Source organism: Roseixanthobacter psychrophilus, from assembly GCF_043195195.1.
GTDB lineage: Bacteria > Pseudomonadota > Alphaproteobacteria > Rhizobiales > Xanthobacteraceae > NCEH01.
Genome location: NZ_JBAFWT010000055.1, coordinates 1 through 21,848 on the forward strand (window position 1 = coordinate 1; position 21,848 = coordinate 21,848).

Below are 21,848 nucleotides of genomic sequence, written 5' to 3' on the forward strand. Positions count from 1 at the left end.
GGATTGACCTTCCGCTTCAGCGCTGCAGTTCCCTTGAACTTGCTGCGGGTCCAGAATTTGACGGCGGCGAGACCGAGCGGCACGCCCGCTGTCGTCACGGCAAGGCTGGAATGCATCAGGAGACCACACAGGGTATGTTCGCGCAGTCGTCCATGTTTGTCGCGCCCGCTGTTGATCGCCTTGGTGAATCCGATCTTCTCGGGCGCATTGCGCTTGTAGATGAACTCGGTGGTATCCTGAAGAACCAAAATGGTGCCGGTTGCCGCCGACACCCGAGACTTGGTTGCCGCGAAATGACCGGCGAGAACACCTTGCTCGGTCACTCGATCGTTGTCGAAGAAACGATAGGCTGCCTTCGTTGCTGCCCAGTCCTGGCAGGCGAGTGGAAGAGGTTGGCCCGGCGAAGCCGACATCTGGCCGGCGATATGCAACAATCGACGAGCCAAACGCCGGTCTGGAAGCGTACTACCGCCGAGTTCGCCAGCCAGCCAACCATCCTCGTTGCCTTCGGGTACGGCCATGCCCATCGGTGACGCCCTCGTGATTCGGCGTCACGAACAGAATCACAAGTGATTCGAGGGTTTCAAGCTACATTCCCGCACGATCGCTCTTGTGGGTAATTGAAAGCCGGCGAGTACCGCCTTGCGGCGTTTGGTGGATGACGTGAAGTCCTAGGGGTAATCCTAGGAGTAGTCATATGACCCTTTCGCGAGTGGAGGTGATGACGTCGGTGGAGCGGCGGCGGCGTTGGCCGCGGGCCGAGAAGGAGCGGCTGGTGGCGCTGGCACTGGAGCCCGGGGCTTCAGCGTCCGAGATCGCCCGCTCGGCTGGGGTGCATGTGAGCCAGCTTTTCCGCTGGCGCCAGCAGCTCTGCGAGCGGGTCACGCCCCAGTTGCCAGCCTTCGTGCCGGTGATTGTCGAGCCGTCTGCGGAGCCTGCGTCGCCCCCCGACGCGCCCTTGCCGCGTAAGCGCAAGGCTTCTCGCGAGAGCCGCATCGAGATTGAGCTGGCTTCTGGCGACCGGCTGCGGCTGGAGGGCGAGGTGGATGGCCGAACGCTGCGCGAGGCGATCGCGGCCCTGAGGGCGCGATGATCCCTGTCCCGGTCGGCGCGAATGTCTGGCTGGCGACAGGCCACACGGACATGCGCAAGGGCTTCGCCTCCCTGGCGTTGCAAGTACAGGAGGTCCTGAGGCGAGACCCGCTTGGCGGCCATATCTTCTGCTTCCGCGGACGGCGCGGCGACCTCGTGAAGATCATCTGGCACGACGGGCAGGCGGCGAACCTGTACGTGCGTCGACTGGAGCGCGGCCGCTTCCTGTGGCCATCGCCGGCAGACGGGGTGGTAGCGATCTCGCCGGCGCAGATGGGTTATCTTCTCTCGGGGATCGACTGGCGCAATCCGGTGGAGGCTTGGCGTCCGACCTCGGTCGGCTGACGCTTTTTGCCTTGCGCTTGCAATGGGCTGTGATTCCATAGCTGCCATGAGCACGCCCGTTGCATCGCCCGCGCTGCCCGCCGACCTGGCGGCGGCGCATGCGATGATCCTGGCCGAGCGCGCCAGGCGGATCGAGGCCGAGGCCGCCGCCTCCTCCGTCGATGCGGTCATCGCCCACCTCAAGCTGACGATCGAGAAGCTCAGGCGCGAGCTTTACGGTCAGCGCTCCGAGCGCACGGTACGGCTCATCGACCAGATGGAGCTTCAGCTCGAGGAACTGGAGGCCAGGGCGAGCGAGGACGAGATCGCGGCGCAGGAGAGTGCGCGCCTGGCATCGCTGCCGGCGCCCGCTCCACGCCGGAGGCCCGTGCGCAAGCCCTTCCCGGAACACCTGCCGCGCGAGCGCGTCATCGTGCCGGCACCGACCACCTGTCCCTGCTGTGGCTCGATGAAACTGTCGAAGCTCTCAGAGGACGTCACCGAGACCCTTGAGATCGTGCCGCGATCCTGGAAGGTGATCCAGACGGTCCGCGAGAAGTTCACCTGCCGCCAGTGCGAGGCGATCACTCAGCCGCCGGCGCCCTTCCATGTGACGCCGCGCGGCTTCATCGGGCCGAACCTGCTGGCGACAGTCCTCTTCGAGAAGTTCGGGCAGCATCAGCCGTTGAACCGCCAGAGCGAAAGGTACGCGCGCGAGGGCATCGACCTCTCCGTCTCGACGCTGGCCGATCAGGTCGGCACGCGACTGTGGCGCTGAAGCCGCTGCATGAGCTGATTGCCCGGCATGTCATGGCGGCGGAGCGACTGCACTCCGACGACACTACCGTGCCGATCCTGGCCAAGGGCAAGACAGATACAGGCCGGATCTGGACCTATGTGCGCGACGATCGCCCCTTCGGCGGCGCCGACCCGCCGGCGGCCCTCTACTTCGCCTCGCGCGACAGGCGGCAGGAGCATCCGGACGCGCACCTCGCGGGCTGGCGGGGCATCCTCCAGGCCGACGCCTATGGCGGTTACAACGGACTGTATGATCCCGCGCGTCCGGGCGGACCGGTCACGTCCGCGCTTTGCTGGTCCCATGCCAGGAGGGGCTTCTTCGAACTGGCGGACATCGCCACAAGCGCGCGGCGCGGGCCTGGCGCCGCGCCGGTATCGCCCATCGCCCTGGAGGCGGTGAAGCGCATCGACGCTCTCTTTGACATCGAACGCGGGATCAGCGGCTTGAGTGCGCCGGAGCGTCGCGATGCCCGGCAGGCGCAGAGCCGACCTCTCGTCGATGACCTGCACACCTGGCTCGGCGAGCAGCGCCTCAAGCTCTCCCGATCGGCCTCGGTTGCCAAGCCGATCGACTACATGCTCAGGCGCTGGAACGGCTTTGCAACCGTCCTCGAGGACGGCCGTGCCTGCCTGTCCAACAATGCGGCGGAGCGCGCCCTGCGCGGCTTCGCCCTGGGACGGAAGGCATGGCTCTTCGCCGGCTCCGACTGCGGTGCCGAGCGCGCCGCCGCCATGGCGACGCTGATCACCACGGCGAAACTCAACACCGTCGATCCGCAGGCCTGGCTTGCCGATGTGCTCGCCCGCATCGCGGGGACGCCGCAGACCCGGCTCGCAGAACTGCTGCCATGGCACTGGCAAGCGGGCAGCGCAGGCAACCGCAAAGCTGCCTGACGGCATAGCCGCGGTCCCGCGGCCCTTGCCGGATGCTTACATTCATGTTCTCGATGATGTTGGTCCAAGCGGCCCCTGGTGCCGCGCCGCCAGGAGAGCGTGCGCCATCGAGCACCGTCTCGTCTGACATCGGGAGCTGGTCGGGGATCGGATTCTTCAGGGGCCAGTCCCGCCCAGCTACGGGGAAGACGAGCACGACATCGGTCGGGTATCGGCTTCGACGCGCTGACGTGACCCACGTTGCCGGTGCCGCGCATCGAAGGAGCATCGTGCCTCAATAGGGAGCGAGCCACGGTCTGCCGGCATCAAATATCGAGCGGATAGAGCCAGGCGAGCCATGTGCGCGAGCGGATGGCGATCTTGCGCAGAGCGGCCCAGGACCCCTTGTCTCCGTTCACGTAGATGGCCGCGGCGCCCTGCGCGCCAATGGGGAACTGCTCCGGGTTCAGATCGTCCACCACGATCTTCACCGCATATTGGCCTTGGGGGATGTTGGCATTGGCCGGCTCGAACTTGGGAATGTCCGAACTCGGCAGATATTGGCCTTGCCCGTTCGCCTTCCAGATGCCGACCACATGACCCTTGAAGATCTGGCCGGGATAAAGATTGAAGGCGATCTCCACATATTGGCCCGGCTTCACATATTTGAGGTTTTCCTGAAAGTAGGTCGCGAGCACATAACGGTCGTGCTTGGCGATCAGGGCCGCAATGCCGCCGACGCGCAGGATGCCCGATACCATGCCGGGGCGTACCTGGAGGTTCACGATGCGCCCGTCCTCCGGTGCCCTGAGCGTGGTGTTGTCGAGATAATATTGCGCCTGCCGCAGTTGGGCCTCGAGATTGGCCACAGAGGTGTTCACCCCGTCGATGGTGGAGTCATATTGGAGCCGCGCGACTTCGGCCTCGGCCTCGGCGGCAAGGAGATCGGCCGCGTCTTTCTTCTCCTCGTCCCGCCACCTGATCGCCTCGTCCTCGCGGCTCACGCCTTGCCGGGCCAGGGTGTCGAAGGTCTCCTTCTGGTGCTGCGAATAAGCGAGTGTCGCGCGGGCCTGCTCTGCCTTGGCCTCGGCCGCCATGATGTCCGCCTTGAGGACTTTCACATTCTGCCGGGCGGCGGCCATCTGCGCCAGCAATTCAGCGACCTTGGCCTCGTAGATGGTGCGGTCAAAGCGGAAGAGAGGCTGCCCCATCGTCACCGCCGTATTGTCCTTGACCAGCACCTCGGTAACGAGGGTGGGCTCGGACAGGCGCGGAATGAGCTGGATCGTGTGCTGAACCACCGTGGCATTGGTCGAATAGGGCGTGACGAAGCGTAGCCCGATGACGAAGATCAAAAAGAGATGCAGGACGACGATGCTGAAGCCGAAGACCCAGCCGGGCGTTATCCGCAGTAGTCTCAGCTTCAGAAAGACCAGCCAGAAGACGAAGCAGGCGATGGCGACGACGAGGAGGCCGACCATCATGACGTAGGCCTCCCGTCGGACGAGGCGGTGGGCCCTGAAGATGGCGCGGCACCGGTCGGCACGGGCGGTGCCTTCCCCTCAAGACGACTGATCATGGCGTCGGTCTCGCGCTTAACGTCGCGCGGCAGATAACGCAGGTCCACCACGCTGGTGGGCTTGAAGGCCCAGATGAGCGCCTGGATCCAGGGCACGATGGCGAGAAAGCCGACCCAGCCCATCATATAGACCGCATCGGCCTCGGGATGCCGGCGGGCGATGGCGATCCGCCCCGGCAGGCCGAGAATGAAGATGATGAGACCGAGGAACATGACGCCGATGAAAGCCAGCGCCGCGAAGGTCGCATAGTCCCAGAAGTCGAGATCGAAGCCCATGGTGCTCTCCACCTGTGCGCGATGGCTTGGAACCGCTCGGCCGAGCGGGTTTGTCCAGCGCCCGCAGCGTCGACGACGGACATCGGAACGTCGTTCTCGGGCCACTTTGCTGAGGATGCAACCGTGGCGCTGGGCAGAGCCGACGAGCCGGCCTGCGGTCGATCGCAGGCCGGCTCCTGGCTCACTTCACCAGTTCAATCTCGCTTGGCCTCCACGCCTTCGTGAAAAATGGCTCGAGCGGGCCGTAGAGACGCAGGATCGTGAACCAGCCCTTGCCGGGCATGGTCTGGATCCAGTTGCCGCGTTTCACGCCCGCCGGCTGCGTCGGGCTGAAATACACCGTCGTCGAGCCGTCGGCGCCCGCTTCGGCCGCTGGTGAAGGATAGCTCTGGCTGCCTGCGCGCGGGTAGCGCTGGGGGGTATCGAGCATCGAGCGCGTCTGGTTATCATAGGCAGTGAAGGACCAGAAGTTCGCGTACGGAATGTCTTTCGGCAGTGTCACCTTATAAGTCTTGGCGCCATCAAAGGGCTGCTTGTCGGCATCCACCATTGTCAACAGGTACTGCGAGCCAATGCCGGGCACGCGCATGGCCATCGCAGGCGTGATGCCGGTGACGCCGTAGAAGAAGGACGTTCGCGAGTTCAGCAAGCGGTAGCCGGTGGGCGGGAAGGGCTTGACGCCCTCAGGCGTAATTTCCGGGATCGGCGTTTCGAACTCGTAGCCGCTGACAAACAGCTGGTTCACCCATCCCGAACCGGGATAGTAGTGCCAGTCCGCCGCGCGAGGAGCCATGAACAGGGTGCGCGAAGTGGCGTTGGCGAGCGCCACGGCTTCGGTGAGGATTTTCTTCATCCGCGCATCCGGCGCGAAGGGTTTGCCTTTGACGATGCCGATGGCGGCGATCGAGCCCATCAACTCGGCATCGAGCGCCGTTGCAGGCTCCCGCTGCACGACCTCGTTGAGCCACTCGTAATAGGAGTAGTCGCTGGGCGGAATCGTGTTCATCACCTTGCCCGACCCTTCGTGGAACACAGTCGGCGGCGGCGGGGTGATCGGCCCGAGTTTGGTTTTACCGGCAAGGAATTCGGCAACGGGCGTGCCATAGCCGCCGGCTTGGTACGGATAGACCTTCAGTGTCTTCTTGATCTGTGCGACGACCGGCTTGGGGTCGTTGTCCTCCATGAAGGCGCGAGCGAACCAGATAACGAAGTTGGTGCGGGCGCGGGCCACAAAGTAGCCGCCCTCGGGCACGTTGCCCTCATAGCCGGGCGGCAGGATGAGATACTTTCCGCCTTCGCCGCGATCAGCCCCGGGCGCGCCCAAATCAATAACCCAGCGGAACCACTGGTCGTCGATAGCGCCCAACATCTTGGGGCCAATCTCTAGTACCATGGGCCCCTTGGAGAGGTCGAGCATTCCCAGGGTATAGATCGTGTCCGCGTTGGCCGTCAGGAACAACGAACTGGCGTCCATCAGATCGGAAAAGATCAGGACTTCGTTGTCCTTCGCCCCGGCATTCTGAAATCCCTTGTGAAGGGCCGCTATGCTGACACCCTGGAACGTATTCACGAACGCTTCGAAGGCGTGCGTGAAGTCAAGATTGTCATAGACCTTGGCGATGGTCTCCTTGCTCGGCATGCCGTCCTTGAAGTCGAGTGTGCCGATGCGCGTCTCGACCTTGTCCGGCGTCAGGATCGATGCAGGCGGGGTCGCCGTTTGGGCGCTGGCTCCAATCGTGCCGACGAGGAAAGTCGATGCCGCGAGGGCCATCCTCAGTCCGCGGAACCTGCTGTGGATCGGTTTCATGGGTCGTCCTCTCTTTGGTCCCTTAGGCTTGGTCGTCGCGGCTCGAAACCCTGGTACAAGGCCGGTCAGCCTGAGAGCCAGATGTCATCCGGCACCACGCATCGGCATGATCGGGGATAGTTATTGCGCCAGATTAATCCCGGGCGGCTGCCATGTCCCTTCGCCCGGCGGCAGGATCGAAGGCGGCGTAGACATCGGCGATGTCCTTGGCTTCCAACAGGCTGGGCCATTCGGCTTTCGCAAGCTGATAAGAAAGCCAGGATCGCGCTAGCCAACCCCAGGAACGGGCTCCGGCCTTCCGACTAAGTTGCGTCATCATGTTTCTACCCCTCCTCGGAGTGCGAGCTACGGTATTCGGCCTCGGCCAACGCCCACGGTGGCGTGCGCCACCCGAAACTACGTCGATATGCCTGTGTGTTTGATGACATCATCCAATGTGCACTCGCTATTTTGGAAAAAGGAACTGCAGCTGTGCCCGGATCTGCCATTGCGGCCCAACATTGTCGGGCGCGATGGCGTTATAGTAAGCGCCGAACTGCGCATTGATCGGCTGCTTGCCAACCCGGAAGACGCGGCCAAAACCTCCGCCGACGGGCAAGGTCCAGCGATTGTCGTTGTCGGCCAACCAGTCCGCCGTGATGAGTGGCGAGGACGTAAGATACCAACCTTCCTTGAAGTTGTAGTTGATGAACGGCTGAAGCGTCATCTGGTTGACGTCCTTCCGGCTGGGATCACCGGCAAACGACCAGATGTTGTTGATCAAGGCGCCGTAGACCCACGGTCCGTCCATGATGAGGCCGACGGCCGACGGGCCTGCGCCCCACTTCCCGGATCCGAGGTCTTCGTCGGTGGCTGTCGGCAGCAGGAAGGCCGGTCCAACGCCCCAGATAAACTTACCCGAGTGAGCAGGCGATAGAAAAAATGTCGGCGTTATGTCGCCAAGACCGAATGTTCGACCCTCATCAGGAGAGAGCTGCGGTTGGGAAATCACGGGTACAATCGTACGGGTGATCAAGTTCCAGTCGGGTGAGAGACTAAATGGAATAACAGGCTGTATGTTGATAACTTCTTGTGTCTTGTCGTACGGGCCGTAGCCAAAATTGGTATTGAACTGGAATGGCACGCTGATCATGTCGGCGACCGGGTTCTGAGCCGCCTTGGCGAGATCCTCGGTGCTGGTCGTTGAATCCTCCGCCAGCGCAACCCCCGACCATGACAAGGTCGCGACGAGCGCAAGTGCAGCTCACGACCTCGGCGGTGCGACGATGGCATTCACGCGCCTCCTAGTCGGCCGGGAAGTCGCAAGAGGGCCATTGGTTGGCATGGGCAGTTTCCTCGCGCTCACGGCCGACAATTTCCTCGGCTATAGCCAAAGACATGCCGACGGCCCCAGATGGGTTCCCCCATCGGTCCGACACACTTATATTGGGGCAGAGAGCAGCAATCGGATTTCGAAACCACTCATTTTGCGCCACCATGGCGGTATCCTCGGGGCATTCCGCGCATGGCTGAAATACCGGTTATCTCGAACCGCATCCTTCACGGCCTGCCGGCTTTCCTGCGTCATGAAATCGGGGAAAGGGCACTTCTGCAGGCCAATCGCGCGGCAGGGTTCGACCTCGAACTGATCGAGGACGGGAATTGCTTCATCCCGCACGCGGCGGTGCTTGCTTTCGTGGATGCCGCGGCGCGAGCGGCGGGCGAGCCCAACCTCGGGATCCTGATGGCCCCGGTGATGGACGTTGCCAATTATGGCACTTTCGGGCGCTTTATCCTTGGAGCCGACACCCTCGGCCAATCCCTCAAGCACGCCATTACGGCGCTGCGTTATCACAGCACGGATGACAGGATGTCGGTGGCGATCGTCGGCGACGAGGCGCGATTCAGCTACGGCTTTGCCTTGGCCGGCCGCGTCGGCTACGACATTATCGCCAGCGCCGCGGCTGGGGTCCTGCTGAGTGTCTTCAGGGCTTATTTGCCCGTTGACTGGCATCCGCTGCGCGTTGAACTTGATATCGACAAGCCGGGCCAGCCAGCGCTGTTCGAAGATGTGTTCCAGTGCCCGGTCATTTTCAACGCACCCGCGGTGACCATCGTCATGGAACGCCATCTTTTATCCGTTGTATCGAGGCGCACTTCGCGGCCGAGCGTCACCATCGAGGATGTGGCGCGAGACCGGGGGGCCGGAGCTCCGCGGGATCTACTCGACATCGTCGTCGAGCAGATCCGGGCCCAGGTTCTCACCGGCAGCGTATCCATCGAAAGTGCCGCGCAATCGATGGACACCAGCGTCCGCACGCTGCAACGCGAGCTGAATCGGGCTGGCACCGATTTTCGCGGCTTGGCGAACGCGGCAAGGATCCAGCGAGCCACCGAGCTGCTACGGCACACGGATGGTTCGGTCACCCGTGTTTCGGCGGAGTTGGGATATTCCTCTCCGGCCAATTTCGCGCGCGCCTTCCGAAAGGCGACGGGCCGCGCACCGCGAGAGTTCCGCTGCGAGACGTAGCAGACGGCAGCTCCGTCTGCCTGCAGCCTTTCGGCCCCGACAACATCGACTGGCACGTCCACCAGCATGACGCCATCCGCACGTGAAGCGGACCGGTAGTTGGGGGCAGCGATAGGCTGAGCGCGTGGCCGATTGTTTGCCTGCGCGGTCGCATAGCCGGAGGCTATTCGCATCATTTTGGACCGAGTGGCGGGACCATTCCCGTCAACGTGCCGACAGCTCCCATGGCGGTGAGGTTGATGCTGTCAATCGGAGAGATTTGCTGATCCGTAATGGGCTGGCCCGTCGCGAGTTGCAGACCGATCTGTCGGATGACGCGGGGACTATCGGAATATTTTCCATGGTCGATCCAGCCATTGTTCCTGATATCGGTCATGTTCACGACATCGATGCGGTTCTGCTCCATGAACGTCTTGTACGGCTCAGCATTTGGATTGAAATCGCCAAGCCTGGCTTTGCTTCCCCAAATGATCTTTGCCGCAGCGAGCGCCTTGTCGTCATCCGAAATGAACACCGTGAAAGCGGGTCGGCTGGTTCCCATGGAGACGACCTGGGTCCGGAACACGTCGATATCGACATCGGGGTCCGCGAGCATGATGTTCTTGATCTTCGGCGAGATCGAGCGATTGCGGATCGCCATCTGCCGCAGTGTTTCCAGCGTCACCCAATTTCCCATGGAGTGCGCCAGGATCGAAATCTCGCTCACCGATTTATCGGCAATCAGATAGTCGAGCGTGCGCTCGAGTGCATCGCGCGAGTAGGTCGCGCTGTCCCGATCGTAACCATAGGCAACCAATTTGCCGGCTGAAGGCCAGGTGAAGAGCACTGGGATGTCGTCCGTCTGCGAGTCGTGGACGATCTGAGCAAAGCGCAGAACGGCGTCGTCGAACCGATTGTTGAAACCATGCACGAAGACGAGGACGCTGCGCGTCGGTCCTTTTGCAAGGCGACTATGGAACCTGGCAAGGACGCCTTGACGGTCCAGTACGTCAGCCTTGACGACGGCAAAGGATCGGTTCGGGTCGGCCGGAACCTGCCGAGGCCACTCGATGTTCCCGGTCTTGTGATCTGGCGGAATGGATATCGTGATCTCCGCGAAGGCCGGACCACCGCGGTCTCCGCCGAACATCTCGCCGGGAACCTGCGATGGTAAACGCGTCGTGGCGATCAGCATATCGACCTGCGAGGCTCCTGGTACGGGCGCCTGCTCGCTTGCGATGAAGACATTTTCCGGCCGAGACGCGCAGCCCCCACCAAACAGAGCGCAGCCGATTGCCAGCGATACTCTGAGCCGCCTGCCCGCGAATTCCATTGTCCAATCCCGACAGCGTTCACACCCGCCCGAAATGTCGGCCCGGCCAACCATCGGAACGCTGGGGCGCACGCTGAGATGGTAGAGAAACGCAAAGGCGGATCAAGAGGCCGCGAAGGTGCCGCTGGTTAGCACGGGCAATCTTCTCGCGCTCCATGGTCGAGGCTACGCCGACAGCCGCAAACGAGTTTCACCGCCTGACCGACACATTCATATCGCGCCACAAAGCAGCAATCGGACATCGCATCCACTCATTTTGCGCCACGATTGAGCATTTCCTTTTCTGGAAGTTGCCATACGTCGGCATTCATGCGGGGTGCTATGGGAAGCCCGAGGTGGGGCTCGCCAGCCGCCCTCCTGATCGCATCGACGAAGTCCACCACCGCCTGCCGAGCAATGAAGCAATTCCCGTCCTCGATCAGTTCCAGATCGAAGCCAGCGGCGTGATTGGCTCGCAGCAGCACCCTTTCCCCAATCTTATCTCGCGCAAAGGCGGGCAGGCCCGCAGGAAGTGGCCGGAGATCACAGGAACCGTGGCCCTATGACAACTTTCTTGGACATGGCATCGGGTGGCGCAAAATGAGTGGTTCCGATAGCTGCTGCCGCCTAGCGTAGCAACAGGTGCCTGCGGACGCGTCGTCAATCGTCATGCGTCAAGAGGCAAGAAACGCGGATGTGGAACTGCTGATGGTTTGGGCTGTGATTCAAACGCTCACTATTTTGTGTGAACGCGTGAGCTTTGGCAACCTCCTGCCAGAAAGTGCACAGCTTGCCCGTAGTGGAGCCTGTCGCGCCGCGTCTTTCGGAAAGGCGGGAGTAGAGCAGTGACCAATGACTCAACTCCCATCCGACTGATATCCACATGAAGCTACACGCCACGATCGGGTTTCTTGTTGTCGCAATTTTTGCGACACCATGCATTGGTGCGGACCTTCCCACGACGCCGAGTAGGGGCGAGGCCGCCGCGGCCACCGTTCCCTCAGGCTGGACTTTCCAGGCGACCGTCTACGGATGGGCAACGGCGCTCAATGGCGACATCGGAATTAAGCACCTGCCGCCCTCCAGCGTCGATGTCAGCGCCTGGGACGCCATAACGCATCTGAATGGGGCCCTCATGGGCTCGTTTCTCGCGAAGAATGGCGATTGGATAATTCTGACCGACCTCATCTGGGCAAGCATCTCCGATAGAGCCGCCGTAGGCGCAAACGGGACGCAGGTCAGCTTCAGCGAGACGCAGATCACCGCCTCGGCCATTGTGGGCTACCGGCTGCCGGTCAGCTTGCCTGAGAACATCGAACTCAGCGGCACGGTCGGGCTCCGCTATCAGCACTTGAGCGCCGATATCGGGATAAGCCCCGCGGTGCTGCCGATCTTCATAAGCCGCGAAGGCACGCAGGACTGGGTCGATCCCACCATTGGCCTCAGCCTCCAGTACAAGATCAACGACACGTGGTTCCTCAATGCTCTCGCTGATATCGGCGGCTTCGGCATAGGCTCGAAGCTCACGGCGCAGGGGTTCGCCTCGGTTGGCTATATGTGGACGCCGTCCATCTCCACCGCGCTCGGCTATCGCGCCATCTATACCGACTACGAAAGTGGCGGCTTCGTCTACAACACCACGCAACACGGCGTCTTCAGCAGCATTGCTTATCATTTCTGAGCTCGCACTGGTCTGGCAGCGTTCGCTGCCCAGACGAATGCCATCGATCGTCACGGAGACAGGACAATGTCGAACCGACAACTTCTAGCGCCGCTCGCATTTTCACTATCAATACTCCTTTTCGGCGCCGCCTACGCCCAGGAGGCGCCGAATGCCATCACTGCCCCGGCGAGCAAGACGATCGGCACCGGCAAGACGCAGATCGAACCAGCGCTCATTGTCATGAGCGCCAAAGGCGCGAGCCTGCAGAACAACAAGCTCGTCCTCAAGGGGATTTCCACGAACTCGATCATGTTCGCGGATCGTCCGGTCCGTGCCGCCGGTCATGCGCTCACCGCGCATCTGCTGGAGGAATGGTCGGCCGGTGACAGCTTCGCCAAGGACCCGCCCAATGCCACCGTCTCGGTGCTGAGCAAGGCCGGCGACAGTGTGCAGGACGCGGTCGTGACGCTGAAGTCGCCCCGGCTCGACGGTGACACGCTCACCTTCGACGTTGCGGTGCTGGAAGGTTCGCTTGATGGCAGCGAAGGCCCGGCGTCCCTGTTCATCGACATTATTGGTCTGCCGTTCACGCCATTGTCGTATGCCGGCGTGGCTCGGCGCACCGCCTATCGTGGAGCCTGGTACGCCGGCGCCGCGGCGGCGACGGGGGCCGCGGCCGCAGCAGCGGCCGTCCCCTATTATTACCGTCCGCCGGCCTGTGGGTATTACCCCTATCCACCCTGCTACTGAGGCCCCGGAGGGTCGCAGACACCGCTGCGACCGGATGGCCAGGAAGTGGCCAACAAATCCGCAGCGGTGAGACGGGCGGTGTGATCCAGCCTCTCCGTGTGGAGAGACCGGACACGCCGCCACGATTTTCGACAAGGAATGGGTGGCTGTCGCGCCACCTTATAGCCGAACCAGCAACCAGCGCAGGTTCGATTCGCGCACCGCGCGGGCACCCCGACCCCGCTCGCGCGGGAAATGGGCGGCAGGTCGCCAGGCCGCTCGGCCCAAACAGCCCGTCCCGGTACAGCTTCCGCTAGCTCATCAGCTGGTTGGTTTTTGCGTCGCAACCTTACGCCGCGATCCGACACTCCGCGCTCCCGCGAGGCAGCGACGATCTCCCGCTTCTGGACCTCCGGCCACCGTCGGTTCCAGCGTTGACCCACAGCCATTCATGTTCATGGCTGGGTTCGTGGACACAATCCCCAGCGACTTGGTCGACGATCACGCCAGACGTGGCTCGGCTTCACTGACGGGTCACGAAAGCAGCCTACGATGGGTCTATGCTAAGATTCTCTTTTGCGCTGGAAGCTCCGGAATCCACCGCTGTTGGCGCAAAATGAGTGGTGCCGAAATGTGATTGCTACATTGATGGCTATATTAAAAAATGCGAGAGAACCCAACTTGGCATCAAGCTGAATTAGTCGCTTCCCAGGCAAAGGCTTGATTGCCTCAGCGCCGATCGAACATCGAAATTTGACGTGCCGATCTAGGTACAACGCTATTCGTATAGCGAGAACGGGAACAGGACCCATGTCGAGATCACTCTCTGCGACGCTGCACGCGATCGTGCCGGCTATGTGTGCTGCAATACCGTTGCTCGGTATACCTTATCACTCCGCGTTGGCTCAGAATGCGCCCGAGCGTAAGGCGTATTTCGGTGAGACTCACGTCCATACCAGTTGGTCGTTCGACGCCTATATCTTTGGCAATCACATCACCGGCCCCGCCGATGCCTATAGCTACGCCAAGGGGAAGGCGATCAAGCATCCGCTCGGCTACGACGTGAAAATCACTACGCCGCTCGACTGGATGGGCGTGACCGATCACTCGGAATATGCGGGCGTCGTCCGTCTTTCAAACGATCCGGATTCGCCGCTCAGCAAGCTGCCGATCGCCTCACAGCTCAAGGTGCGCGATGCGGAGGACATTCAGCGAATCTATCTTTGGCTCGGCACCAGCATGATCGAGATGAAGCCGATCTCGGCCCTCGTGCAGCCCAGTATCTCCGACACCGTTTGGAAGGCCAACAACGCCGCCGCAGATGCAGCCAACGAGCCCGGTAAGTTCACGGCGTTCTGCTCCTATGAGTGGACGTCGAATCCCGACTTCCGGAACATGCACCGCAATATTTTCTTCAAGGATTGCGCGAAGGTGCCGGAACGGCCGTTCAGCTCGCTGCAGTCACAGACGCCCGAGGATCTTTGGGCGTGGATGGACGGCCAGCGTAAGGCGGGGAACGAACTGCTGGCGATCTCGCACAACGCCAACCTGTCTGGCGGGCTGATGTACCCGACCGAAGTCGACTTCAAGGGCCGACCGATCGACCAGGCCTGGGCCGATGCGCGTGACCGGAACGAGCGCCTGACCGAAATCAAGCAGATCAAGGGCCAGTCCGAGACCCATCCCCTCCTTTCGCCGAACGACGAGTTCGCCAACTACGAGGTTCTGAACTACCTGCTCGGCGACCCGCAGGGCCAGTTCATCACCCTCGGCGGCAGCTATGTCCGCCAGGCGCTGAAGGATGGCGTCGCCATGGAGCAGGCGAAGGGCTACAACCCATACAAGACCGGTATCGTCGGCGGCTCGGACTCGCACAATACCGCCGTCCCCTACCGTCAGGAGAATTTCTTCGGCGGCCACGCGCGGCTCGACGGCACCGTCAAGGAGCGCATGGGCGGGCACAACTTTGCCGGCATGGATGTCCGTTTCGAAAACCCGGCCGGCCTGACCGGCATCTGGGCCGAGGAGAACACCAGAGCATCACTCTTCGACGCGATGCAGCGCAAGGAGACGTTCGCCACCAGCGGTCCGCGCATCACCATTCGCTTCTTCGGGAGCTGGGACTATGCCCCGGACATGACCGGCAAGGCCGACTGGGTGAAGGCAGCCTACACCGGGGGCGTATCGATGGGCGGCGACATGAAGCCCCGGGCCGGCGGCAAGGCACCGACCTTCGCCCTCTCCGCGGTGAAGGATCCGACTTCCGGCAACCTCGACCGCATCCAGATCGTCAAGGGATGGGCGAAGGATGGCCAATCCTTCGAGAAGGTCTACGACGTTGTCTGGGCTGGTGAGCGGAAGCCCGACCCGGTCGACGGCAAAGTTCCGGCGATCGCCTCGACCGTCGATATCGCCAAAGCAAGCTACACGAACGACGTCGGCACAGTGCAGCTCACCGGCACCTGGACCGACCCGGACTTCGATCCCTCGCTCGACGCCTTCTACTACGCCCGTGCTCTCGAGATTCCGACGCCACGCTGGACCACGATCCAGGCGAAGGAACTCGGTATCGAGCCGCCGCAGGTCGTGCCGGCAACGGTTCAGGAACGCGCTTGGTCGTCGCCGATCTGGTATACGCCGGCCGCCGATGTGCGCGGCGTCCCGACCGGACGGACCGTAGCCTCGCTGCGCGACGCGGGCGCGACGCAGCTGACCACCGACGAGCTGAACCGTCTGCTCCCCGGCCGCTTCACTTGGATCCGCAACACCGTCACTGGCGGCGTCTACAAGATCCAGTGGGCCAAGAACGGCGAGATGCTCATCATGAACGTCGATCCGCGTTTCCCGCAGCCCTCCGAAGTGGGCGACATCGCGCAGGCTTCCTATCTCGGCCAGCCGCACAGCTACCGGATCCGCGACGACAAGATCGTGACGAACTTCGGTAACCGGGAATATGACCTTGCCGTCTTCCGGGTAGCCGGCGGCACGGGCGATCTTGCGGCGAAAGGTGAGACCTTTGTGGCGGCGCGCAGCAATGAGTTCGGCTACGCGAACTATGAGATGATCTCGACCCCGGTCTTCCTCGGCACCCAGGTGAAGGATCCCGTGGTGCCGACCGGCGACGCCCCGGCGAATCAATGAACCGGCTCGTGGGCATTGGAGTCGTACTCGCGGCCGTGAGTGTCGCGGGCGCGACGGCGGCATCGGCCTGCGCGATCTGCCTGTCGGCGGTATCGGTCAGCGCCGCCAAGCAAATCGACAAGACCGACCGTGCCGTGCTGGCGGTGCCGGAGGGTGCGGGCTTCCGCGTCGTCGCCTTGGTCAAGGGCGGCGGCGCGCCTGGCGAGTTCATCCCGCTGGCAGGGCTTGTCCCGACGCCACCGACGCCACCGGCGGGCCAGGCGCTTTTCCTTCTGCACAACGCGTTCGCGGTCAACTGGAAGAGCATCGGCGCCACCCGGCCCGAGAGTGCCGCCTGGCTCCGCGAGATCGCAGCGACGGCCCCGCCCGATCCGGACGCGGTGCAGGACATCCTTGCGGGAGATACCGTTGCAGAGCGATTGAAACTCTCCGTCCAGCGTCTGGAAGATCCGGATCCCATGGTGGCCCGGATCGCCCATGACGAGATTGCCCGGGCGCCCTATGCGGCGCTGTTCGGCATTGCCGGCCAGCTCGATGTGAAGGCGCTCCGCGCATGGATCGCCGCTCCCGGCGACGCCACGCGTCGATCGACTTATATTCTTCTGCTTGGCATTGCGGGCGGATTCGTCGACGCCGATGCGATCGAGGCGGAGCTGGACGCCGCCCGGGCGGCGCAATCCGCGACCGACGTTTCCGCCCTGCTGGCGGCGGATCTCGAATTGCGCGGACCGGACCGGCTGGAATGGGTCGAGCATGTCTATCTCGCCGACCCGACCCGCACATTGCCGGAGATCGAGGCGGCTCTGCTGGCCCTCTCGGTCCAGGGCGGCGCCGATACGACCATTGGACGGGAGCGCGTGGTCGAGACCTATCGACGCTTCATCCGGGCGCGGCCGGCGATGGCGGGCTTCGTCGCGACCGATCTCGCTGCGTGGAAGGCTTGGCAAGCGAGCGGGGACTATGCTGCCCTGATCAAGGCCAAGGCTGTCTCCGACCCGGCGGAAGAATTTGCCATCATAAGCTACCTGCAGGAGAGCCCCGACCCCGAGGCCAAGGCAGTACTTGCACGTGACTGATTCCGCCACTCGGACGCTGGGGCGACGCGGCATCCTCACGCGCATTCTTCGCGATCCGCTCCTGCATTTCCTGATCGCAGGCGTCCTCCTCTTCGCGGCCTATTCGCACTTCGCTCCCGCGGCAGCGCCAGCCGCGGACCCGATGCGGATCGAGATCACCAAGGACGAGTTGAAGCAGTTGGCCCTCGTCCAGCTCTCGCAGGGGCAACCGCTGCCGGACGAGGCGCAGTTGCAATCCCTCGCCGAGCAGCGCGCGATGCAGCGCATCCTCGCGCGAGAGGCTGCTTCGTTCGGCCTCGAGCGCGACGACGACATTATCGAGCGTCGCCTGGCGCAGAAGATGGATTTCCTTCTCGCCGACCTCGCGAAGCTCGAGCCGCCGTCGCACGCCGAACTCGCCGCCTGGTACAAAGCGAATGCCGCGCGTTTCACGCTGCCGCCGCGGGTAAGCTTCCGCCATCTCTATTTCTCGCCGGACGGACGCGGCGAAGATGCCGCGCGCGCCGCCGCTGCCGCCGCCCTGTCGGAAGTCGCGGACAAACCGATCCACGCGCCGGAGCTTTCCGGTATCGGCGACCGCTTCATGTTCCAGGACTTCTATGGCGGGCGCACGCCGGAGGAGATCGGCAAGGAGTTCGGCCCGAATTTCGCGCAGTCACTATTGGCCCTCAAGCCCGGCGCCTGGTACGGACCGATCCAGTCGGGCTATGGGTGGCATCTCGTGCGGATCGATACGCTCGAGCCGAGCCGTGTGCCGGCGCTCGACGAGATCGAGCCGGATGTCCGCGCCGCTTGGACCGATGAGCGCTACAACCAGATCCGCAAGCGGGCCGAGGACGACATGCGCGCCCGCTACACCGTCGTCATTCCGAAGCTCGACCCCGCCGATCTCACCAATCTGGGTCCTCGGCCTCTCTCCGCGATCTCGTCCGGGGAAATGGGCGAATGAAACGCCATACGCTGCTGATCGGCCTGCTTTGGGCGTTCGTTGCCTTTGTCTTCGCGGCGCCGGCGGACGCCCACGAGGTTCGTCCGGCCTATTTGCAGGTCGACCAGACGGGAGCAGACCGCTATTCGGTGATCTGGCGCACGCCGCTGCTCTCGGGCATGCCGCTGCCGGTGGTGCTGACCTTCCCGGAGGGCGTGCGCACGATCAGCGGCCCCGGCACGCAGGAGATGCCGGGCTCGACCATCGAACGCCGACTCATTGAGGTACCTGGCGGCCTTGCCGGGAAGCGGATCGACTTCATTGGGCTGCAGGCGACGATTACCGACGTGCTGATCCGGATCGCCATGGATGGTCGGACCACCACGTCGATGGCGCGCCCGTCTCAGCCCTGGCTCGCGATCGACGCACAGCAGGGCACCCTCGCCGTGGCCGCCGCCTACACGCGCCACGGCATCGAACATATCCTGTTCGGCTTCGATCACTTGCTATTCATTGCCTCTCTGATGCTGATCGTGCGCGACTGGCGGGTGCTGGTGAAGACCATCACGGCCTTTACTATCGCACATTCGATCACGCTGGCCCTTGCTGCCCTCGGGCTCGTCACGCTGCCGGCGGGGCCGGTCGAGGCGATGATTGCGCTCAGCATCATGCTCGTCAGCGTCGAGGCAGTTCGGCTCCGGCGTGGCGATACAAGCCTTGCGATCGAGTGGCCGTGGGTCGTTGCCTTCGCCTTCGGCCTGTTACACGGATTCGGATTCGCGGGGGCGCTGGTGGACCTCGGCCTGCCACGGGGTGACATCCCGCTGGCGCTGCTGTTCTTCAACATCGGTGTCGAAATCGGTCAGCTTATCTTCATAGCGGCGATCCTTGCTGTCACTGCATCGTTGCGCCGCATCTTCACCATTCCGCGCCAGGCGCCCGTCGCAACTGCCTATGCAATCGGCATCGTCGCCTCGTTCTGGCTCGTCTCGCGGCTCGATGCCATGTTCTCCTGAAGGAGATTCCGACGTGACGGCGCGACTGTCTCCGCTCGCAATTCTCGCGGCCCTCGTCGTTCTCGTCGCCACGCTGGCATTCGTTCATACGGAGCGGGCGACATAGGCGGCTTCGCGAGCGGCTTCAGCCACCCGATCCTTGGCCCTGATCCGTCATCGCCATGATCGCGGTCGGCCTCTAGGCGTCTTCCTCGGCGCTCCGGCGATCTGGGTATTGCCGATCGTCTTTCCGCCGATCATGGCGCTCGGCGGCGCCTTCGGCATGATCGGCGTCCCATTGCCGGCAGTCGAAACGGGGATCGCGCTTTCCGCCGTGGTCCTCGGTCTCCGCGTCGCACTGGCGCTCAAGCCGCCACTCCCTGTCGCCGCGATCATCGTGGGCGTCTTTGCGGCCTTCCATGGTTACGCCCATGGTGCCGAGATGCCCGAGTCCTCGTCCGCCGTGTCCTACGCCCTCGGCTTCGTCATCGCGACCGGTCTCTTGCACCTCTGCGGCATTCTTTTCGGCGGTCTCGCTCGCTGGAACGATGGCCGCACTGCCGTTCGCGCGGCTGGCGGCCTGATCGCCGTGGCCGGGGGCGCCTTCCCTGACCGGGTTGGCGTGAACCGGGTTGCAGCCGCAGGCGCGGCCTTCTTCGTAACCCTTCTGCCCGGTGCTGCGGCCGCCCACAGCATGGTGCAAGGCGTGGGCGGCTTCTATGCCGGACTCTTGCATCCCGTCGTTGTCCCCGCAGAGCTTCTTGCTCTCGTGGCCGCTGATCGGAAGGTCCGGTCTTATAGTATGCCGTTGGGGAATCCCGACGCTTGCGGGCGGCGTGATTGCGGGCCTCGTGCTGGCATCAATGGTCACTGCCGCTACCGATGCGACGGCACTACTCATCGTGGCAGCACTGGCCGCGGCCGCGATCGTAATCTCCGGGCTGCGCGCGCCCATTTGGCTTGGGACTGGCTTGGCCGGGCTCGCGGGAATCGCCGTCGGATTCGACGCAGTCCCGGAGGCGAACCGTATGCATCCGGCAAGGGCCGCGGGACCGCGGCTATGCCGTCAGGCAGCTTTGCGGTTGCCTGCGCTGCCCGCTTGCCAGTGCCATGGCAGCAGTTCTGCGAGCCGGGTCTGCGGCGTCCCCGCGATGCGGGCGAGCACATCGGCAAGCCAGGCCTGCGGATCGACGGTGTTGAGTTTCGCCGTGGTGATCAGCGTCGCCATGGCGGCGGCGCGCTCGGCACCGCAGTCGGAGCCGGCGAAGAGCCATGCCTTCCGTCCCAGGGCGAAGCCGCGCAGGGCGCGCTCCGCCGCATTGTTAAAGGGCATGGTGCTTCCGGCATCACTGCCCGGTGGATCCACCCACCCCGAGGGGGGTATGGGGGGGCCTGCCGGGATAGGGGTGCCGGGAGCATGAAACGGCGGCAGGCCGTCCTGAACATGAGCTGTGAGCTCGAGTTGTTACGTGGCCGCCCCCTACGACTTGCCCGGCTGCGCCGCGAGCGCGGATCCGTAGATGTCGTGCAAGCCCGCCAGCTCCCGATTGCAACAGCAGGAGGAGGAGCATGCGCGTCATCGGGATGGACATCCACAGATCCTTCGCCCAGGTCGCCGTTCTGGAAAGCGGGGAGATCACGCGACAGCTTCGGATAGACCTGCTCCACGGGCCGGTCACCGCGTTTGCCCAGACGCGGCGTGATCCGTCCGTTCGGGCTGAAGGTCGGCGAGGTGTCGACGGGCAAGTTCGAGGCGCGCGTGCGCGAGCTGGTCGCCGGCCTCGGCGAGCTCGAACAGATCATCGCGCCGCTGCTCGCGGCCCGCGCGGCGATGCGGTTCGAGTTCGCCCGCATGCATCGCATGGCGCTGGCGGCGGCGCGCAACGACAAGGCGGTGCGGCGGATGATGACGGTACCCGGCGTCGGCGCCATCGTGGCGCTGACCTTCCGCGCCACGGTGGACGATCCGGCCCGGTTCAAGAAATCCACGACCGTCGGCGCCCACTTCGGGCTGACGCCGCGCCGTTACCAGTCGGGCGAGACCGATTGGTCGGGCCGCATCTCCAAATGCGGCGACGAGGCGACGCGGGCGATGCTCTACGAGGCGGCGATCGCCATCCTCACGCGCATCCCCAAGAGCTTCAAGCTGCGGCTCTGGGGGCTGCGGCTGATGAAGAAGAAGGGGCTGAAGAAGGCGGCGACCGCGGTGGCGCGGGCGCTCAGCGTGCTCCTGCACAAGATCTGGGTTGACGGCTCGACCTTCCGATACGGCGCCGGTCTGAAGGGCGGCCGGCTCGCGCGCGCATAATGGAGGCGTGAGCGATCCGGCCGCCCCCACCATCGGCGTCACCAGGTTCCGCCACGGCGGAGCGGCGTCTCCCGGGGAGACGGGGATTTGGGCGAGATCGAAACTTGACGTGCCGGCGGCCGCCTTCGGGCGAAACCGCACGGCGCTTGTTAGCCTGACCGCCTGGTCTCCAGATCCCGGAATGTGGCGGACCTTATGCCGACCACGGACGTTAGCGAGTGCTCCTCGGAGAGACATGCGCCGCACCTCAGCGTGACGAAGTTGGACGGGAACGGCCGCAGCGCGGGCAGACGGCGGCGCCCGCGCGCTCCGGCGCGCGGCTGCGTGCGTCATCGCAAGTAAAAGCGGCTTTACGGATCAGTCTGCCGGTGGCAGACTGAAATGGAGAGGCGTCGTCTCCACAGCTTGTTGCTGAACAACAACAAGTTAGAGTCAGTACGTTAGCACTACTTTGGCAGA

18 protein-coding genes and 2 pseudogenes are annotated in these 21,848 nt (G+C 63.6%); 13 read left to right on the forward strand and 7 right to left on the reverse strand.

Annotated features, from left to right (window positions below):
- On the reverse strand, positions 1–527 hold a 527-nt coding region (locus V5F77_RS25740; RefSeq protein ID WP_429008000.1), incomplete at its 3' end, for an IS4/Tn5 family transposase DNA-binding protein.
- Positions 528–697: 170 nt separating this feature from the next.
- Here V5F77_RS25740 and tnpA point away from each other — a divergent pair.
- The 3 genes from tnpA to tnpC all read left to right on the forward strand — a co-directional run bounded on the left by tnpA (position 698) and on the right by tnpC (position 3,108).
- Entirely contained in the window at positions 698–1,093 is a 396-nt protein-coding gene (gene tnpA, locus V5F77_RS25745; protein ID WP_429008001.1) for an IS66-like element accessory protein TnpA, read from the forward strand.
- The gene (gene tnpB / locus V5F77_RS25750) at positions 1,090–1,437 is read left to right on the forward strand and encodes an IS66 family insertion sequence element accessory protein TnpB (protein WP_429008002.1); all 348 of its coding nucleotides are present in this window, start codon (positions 1,090–1,092) and stop codon (positions 1,435–1,437) included. Before tnpA ends, tnpB begins: the two co-directional genes overlap by 4 nt.
- Positions 1,438–1,483: 46 nt before the next feature.
- A protein-coding gene (tnpC, locus tag V5F77_RS25755) for an IS66 family transposase (RefSeq protein ID WP_429008003.1) occupies positions 1,484–3,108 on the forward strand; the annotation gives its coding sequence in 2 pieces (ribosomal slippage) (positions 1,484–2,177 and positions 2,177–3,108; 1,626 coding nt in all).
- 305 nt (positions 3,109–3,413) lie between these two features.
- On the opposite strand, the gene V5F77_RS25760 is transcribed toward tnpC, so the two are convergent.
- From V5F77_RS25760 to V5F77_RS25775, 4 genes are all read right to left on the reverse strand, one after another.
- Positions 3,414–4,571: an HlyD family secretion protein gene (locus tag V5F77_RS25760; RefSeq protein WP_429008004.1), complete on the reverse strand. Its 1,158-nt coding sequence runs from the start codon at positions 4,569–4,571 to the stop codon at positions 3,414–3,416.
- Positions 4,568–4,942 carry a DUF3302 domain-containing protein gene (locus V5F77_RS25765; protein WP_429008005.1) on the reverse strand — a complete coding sequence of 125 codons (375 nt, stop codon included), beginning with the start codon at positions 4,940–4,942 and terminating at the stop codon, positions 4,568–4,570. The genes V5F77_RS25760 and V5F77_RS25765 overlap by 4 nt, the downstream gene beginning before the upstream one ends.
- A 181-nt stretch (positions 4,943–5,123) precedes the next feature.
- Positions 5,124–6,749: a DUF1254 domain-containing protein gene (locus V5F77_RS25770; RefSeq protein WP_429008006.1), complete on the reverse strand. Its 1,626-nt coding sequence runs from the start codon at positions 6,747–6,749 to the stop codon at positions 5,124–5,126.
- Between the two features lie 445 nt (positions 6,750–7,194).
- Positions 7,195–7,968 carry a hypothetical protein gene (locus tag V5F77_RS25775; RefSeq protein WP_429008007.1) on the reverse strand — a complete coding sequence of 258 codons (774 nt, stop codon included), beginning with the start codon at positions 7,966–7,968 and terminating at the stop codon, positions 7,195–7,197.
- A 285-nt stretch (positions 7,969–8,253) separates the two neighbouring features.
- On the opposite strand from V5F77_RS25775, the gene V5F77_RS25780 reads away from it, so the two are divergent.
- Positions 8,254–9,258, forward strand: a complete 1,005-nt coding sequence (locus V5F77_RS25780) for an AraC family transcriptional regulator (RefSeq protein WP_429008008.1) — start codon at positions 8,254–8,256, stop codon at positions 9,256–9,258.
- A 172-nt stretch (positions 9,259–9,430) separates the two neighbouring features.
- Here V5F77_RS25780 and V5F77_RS25785 read toward each other — a convergent pair whose 3' ends face one another.
- Positions 9,431–10,570, reverse strand: coding sequence for an alpha/beta hydrolase (locus V5F77_RS25785; protein WP_429008009.1), 1,140 nt, complete (start codon positions 10,568–10,570; stop codon positions 9,431–9,433).
- A gap of 155 nt (positions 10,571–10,725) precedes the next feature.
- Here V5F77_RS25785 and V5F77_RS25790 point away from each other — a divergent pair, with 155 nt between their 5' ends.
- The 8 genes and pseudogenes from V5F77_RS25790 to V5F77_RS25825 all read left to right on the forward strand — a co-directional run.
- On the forward strand, positions 10,726–11,115 hold the full coding sequence (locus V5F77_RS25790; RefSeq protein WP_429008010.1) for a hypothetical protein: 390 nt from the start codon (positions 10,726–10,728) through the stop codon (positions 11,113–11,115).
- Positions 11,116–11,432: 317 nt separating this feature from the next.
- Positions 11,433–12,230 carry a hypothetical protein gene (locus tag V5F77_RS25795; RefSeq protein WP_429008011.1) on the forward strand — a complete coding sequence of 266 codons (798 nt, stop codon included), beginning with the start codon at positions 11,433–11,435 and terminating at the stop codon, positions 12,228–12,230.
- A 66-nt stretch (positions 12,231–12,296) separates the two neighbouring features.
- The gene (locus V5F77_RS25800) at positions 12,297–12,962 is read left to right on the forward strand and encodes a hypothetical protein (protein ID WP_429008012.1); all 666 of its coding nucleotides are present in this window, start codon (positions 12,297–12,299) and stop codon (positions 12,960–12,962) included.
- An 834-nt stretch (positions 12,963–13,796) separates the two neighbouring features.
- Positions 13,797–16,082: a DUF3604 domain-containing protein gene (locus tag V5F77_RS25805; protein ID WP_429008017.1), complete on the forward strand. Its 2,286-nt coding sequence runs from the start codon at positions 13,797–13,799 to the stop codon at positions 16,080–16,082.
- On the forward strand, positions 16,079–17,158 hold the full coding sequence (locus V5F77_RS25810) for a hypothetical protein (protein ID WP_429008013.1): 1,080 nt from the start codon (positions 16,079–16,081) through the stop codon (positions 17,156–17,158). The genes V5F77_RS25805 and V5F77_RS25810 overlap by 4 nt, the downstream gene beginning before the upstream one ends.
- A complete protein-coding gene (locus tag V5F77_RS25815; RefSeq protein ID WP_429008014.1) occupies positions 17,151–18,107 on the forward strand; it encodes a peptidyl-prolyl cis-trans isomerase in 957 nt (318 codons plus the stop codon). Before V5F77_RS25810 ends, V5F77_RS25815 begins: the two co-directional genes overlap by 8 nt.
- Positions 18,104–19,102 carry a HupE/UreJ family protein gene (locus V5F77_RS25820; RefSeq protein WP_429008015.1) on the forward strand — a complete coding sequence of 333 codons (999 nt, stop codon included), beginning with the start codon at positions 18,104–18,106 and terminating at the stop codon, positions 19,100–19,102. Before V5F77_RS25815 ends, V5F77_RS25820 begins: the two co-directional genes overlap by 4 nt.
- A 238-nt stretch (positions 19,103–19,340) precedes the next feature.
- A pseudogene (locus tag V5F77_RS25825) lies at positions 19,341–19,625 on the forward strand (HupE/UreJ family protein); the annotation flags it as partial.
- Between the two features lie 522 nt (positions 19,626–20,147).
- Here the strand turns inward: V5F77_RS25825 and V5F77_RS25830 are convergent.
- A pseudogene (locus V5F77_RS25830) lies at positions 20,148–20,405 on the reverse strand (transposase domain-containing protein); the annotation flags it as partial.
- Between the two features lie 375 nt (positions 20,406–20,780).
- Between V5F77_RS25830 and V5F77_RS25835 the strand changes: the two are divergent.
- On the forward strand, positions 20,781–21,389 hold the full coding sequence (locus V5F77_RS25835) for a transposase (protein WP_429008016.1): 609 nt from the start codon (positions 20,781–20,783) through the stop codon (positions 21,387–21,389).
- The last annotated feature ends 459 nt before the right edge of the window (positions 21,390–21,848 follow it).

What these genes read in the sequence shown, in the direction of transcription:
- tnpA (WP_429008001.1), top strand. Translation starts at nt 698, where the DNA reads ATGACCCTTTCGCGAGTGGAGGTGATGACGTCGGTGGAGCGGCGGCGG.
- tnpB (WP_429008002.1), top strand. Translation starts at nt 1,090, where the DNA reads ATGATCCCTGTCCCGGTCGGCGCGAATGTCTGGCTGGCGACAGGCCAC.
- V5F77_RS25760 (WP_429008004.1), bottom strand. Translation starts at nt 4,571, where the DNA reads ATGATGGTCGGCCTCCTCGTCGTCGCCATCGCCTGCTTCGTCTTCTGG.
- V5F77_RS25765 (WP_429008005.1), bottom strand. Translation starts at nt 4,942, where the DNA reads ATGGGCTTCGATCTCGACTTCTGGGACTATGCGACCTTCGCGGCGCTG.
- V5F77_RS25770 (WP_429008006.1), bottom strand. Translation starts at nt 6,749, where the DNA reads ATGAAACCGATCCACAGCAGGTTCCGCGGACTGAGGATGGCCCTCGCG.
- V5F77_RS25780 (WP_429008008.1), top strand. Translation starts at nt 8,254, where the DNA reads ATGGCTGAAATACCGGTTATCTCGAACCGCATCCTTCACGGCCTGCCG.
- V5F77_RS25785 (WP_429008009.1), bottom strand. Translation starts at nt 10,570, where the DNA reads ATGGAATTCGCGGGCAGGCGGCTCAGAGTATCGCTGGCAATCGGCTGC.
- V5F77_RS25790 (WP_429008010.1), top strand. Translation starts at nt 10,726, where the DNA reads ATGGTCGAGGCTACGCCGACAGCCGCAAACGAGTTTCACCGCCTGACC.
- V5F77_RS25795 (WP_429008011.1), top strand. Translation starts at nt 11,433, where the DNA reads ATGAAGCTACACGCCACGATCGGGTTTCTTGTTGTCGCAATTTTTGCG.
- V5F77_RS25800 (WP_429008012.1), top strand. Translation starts at nt 12,297, where the DNA reads ATGTCGAACCGACAACTTCTAGCGCCGCTCGCATTTTCACTATCAATA.
- V5F77_RS25805 (WP_429008017.1), top strand. Translation starts at nt 13,797, where the DNA reads ATGTGTGCTGCAATACCGTTGCTCGGTATACCTTATCACTCCGCGTTG.
- V5F77_RS25810 (WP_429008013.1), top strand. Translation starts at nt 16,079, where the DNA reads ATGAACCGGCTCGTGGGCATTGGAGTCGTACTCGCGGCCGTGAGTGTC.
- V5F77_RS25820 (WP_429008015.1), top strand. Translation starts at nt 18,104, where the DNA reads ATGAAACGCCATACGCTGCTGATCGGCCTGCTTTGGGCGTTCGTTGCC.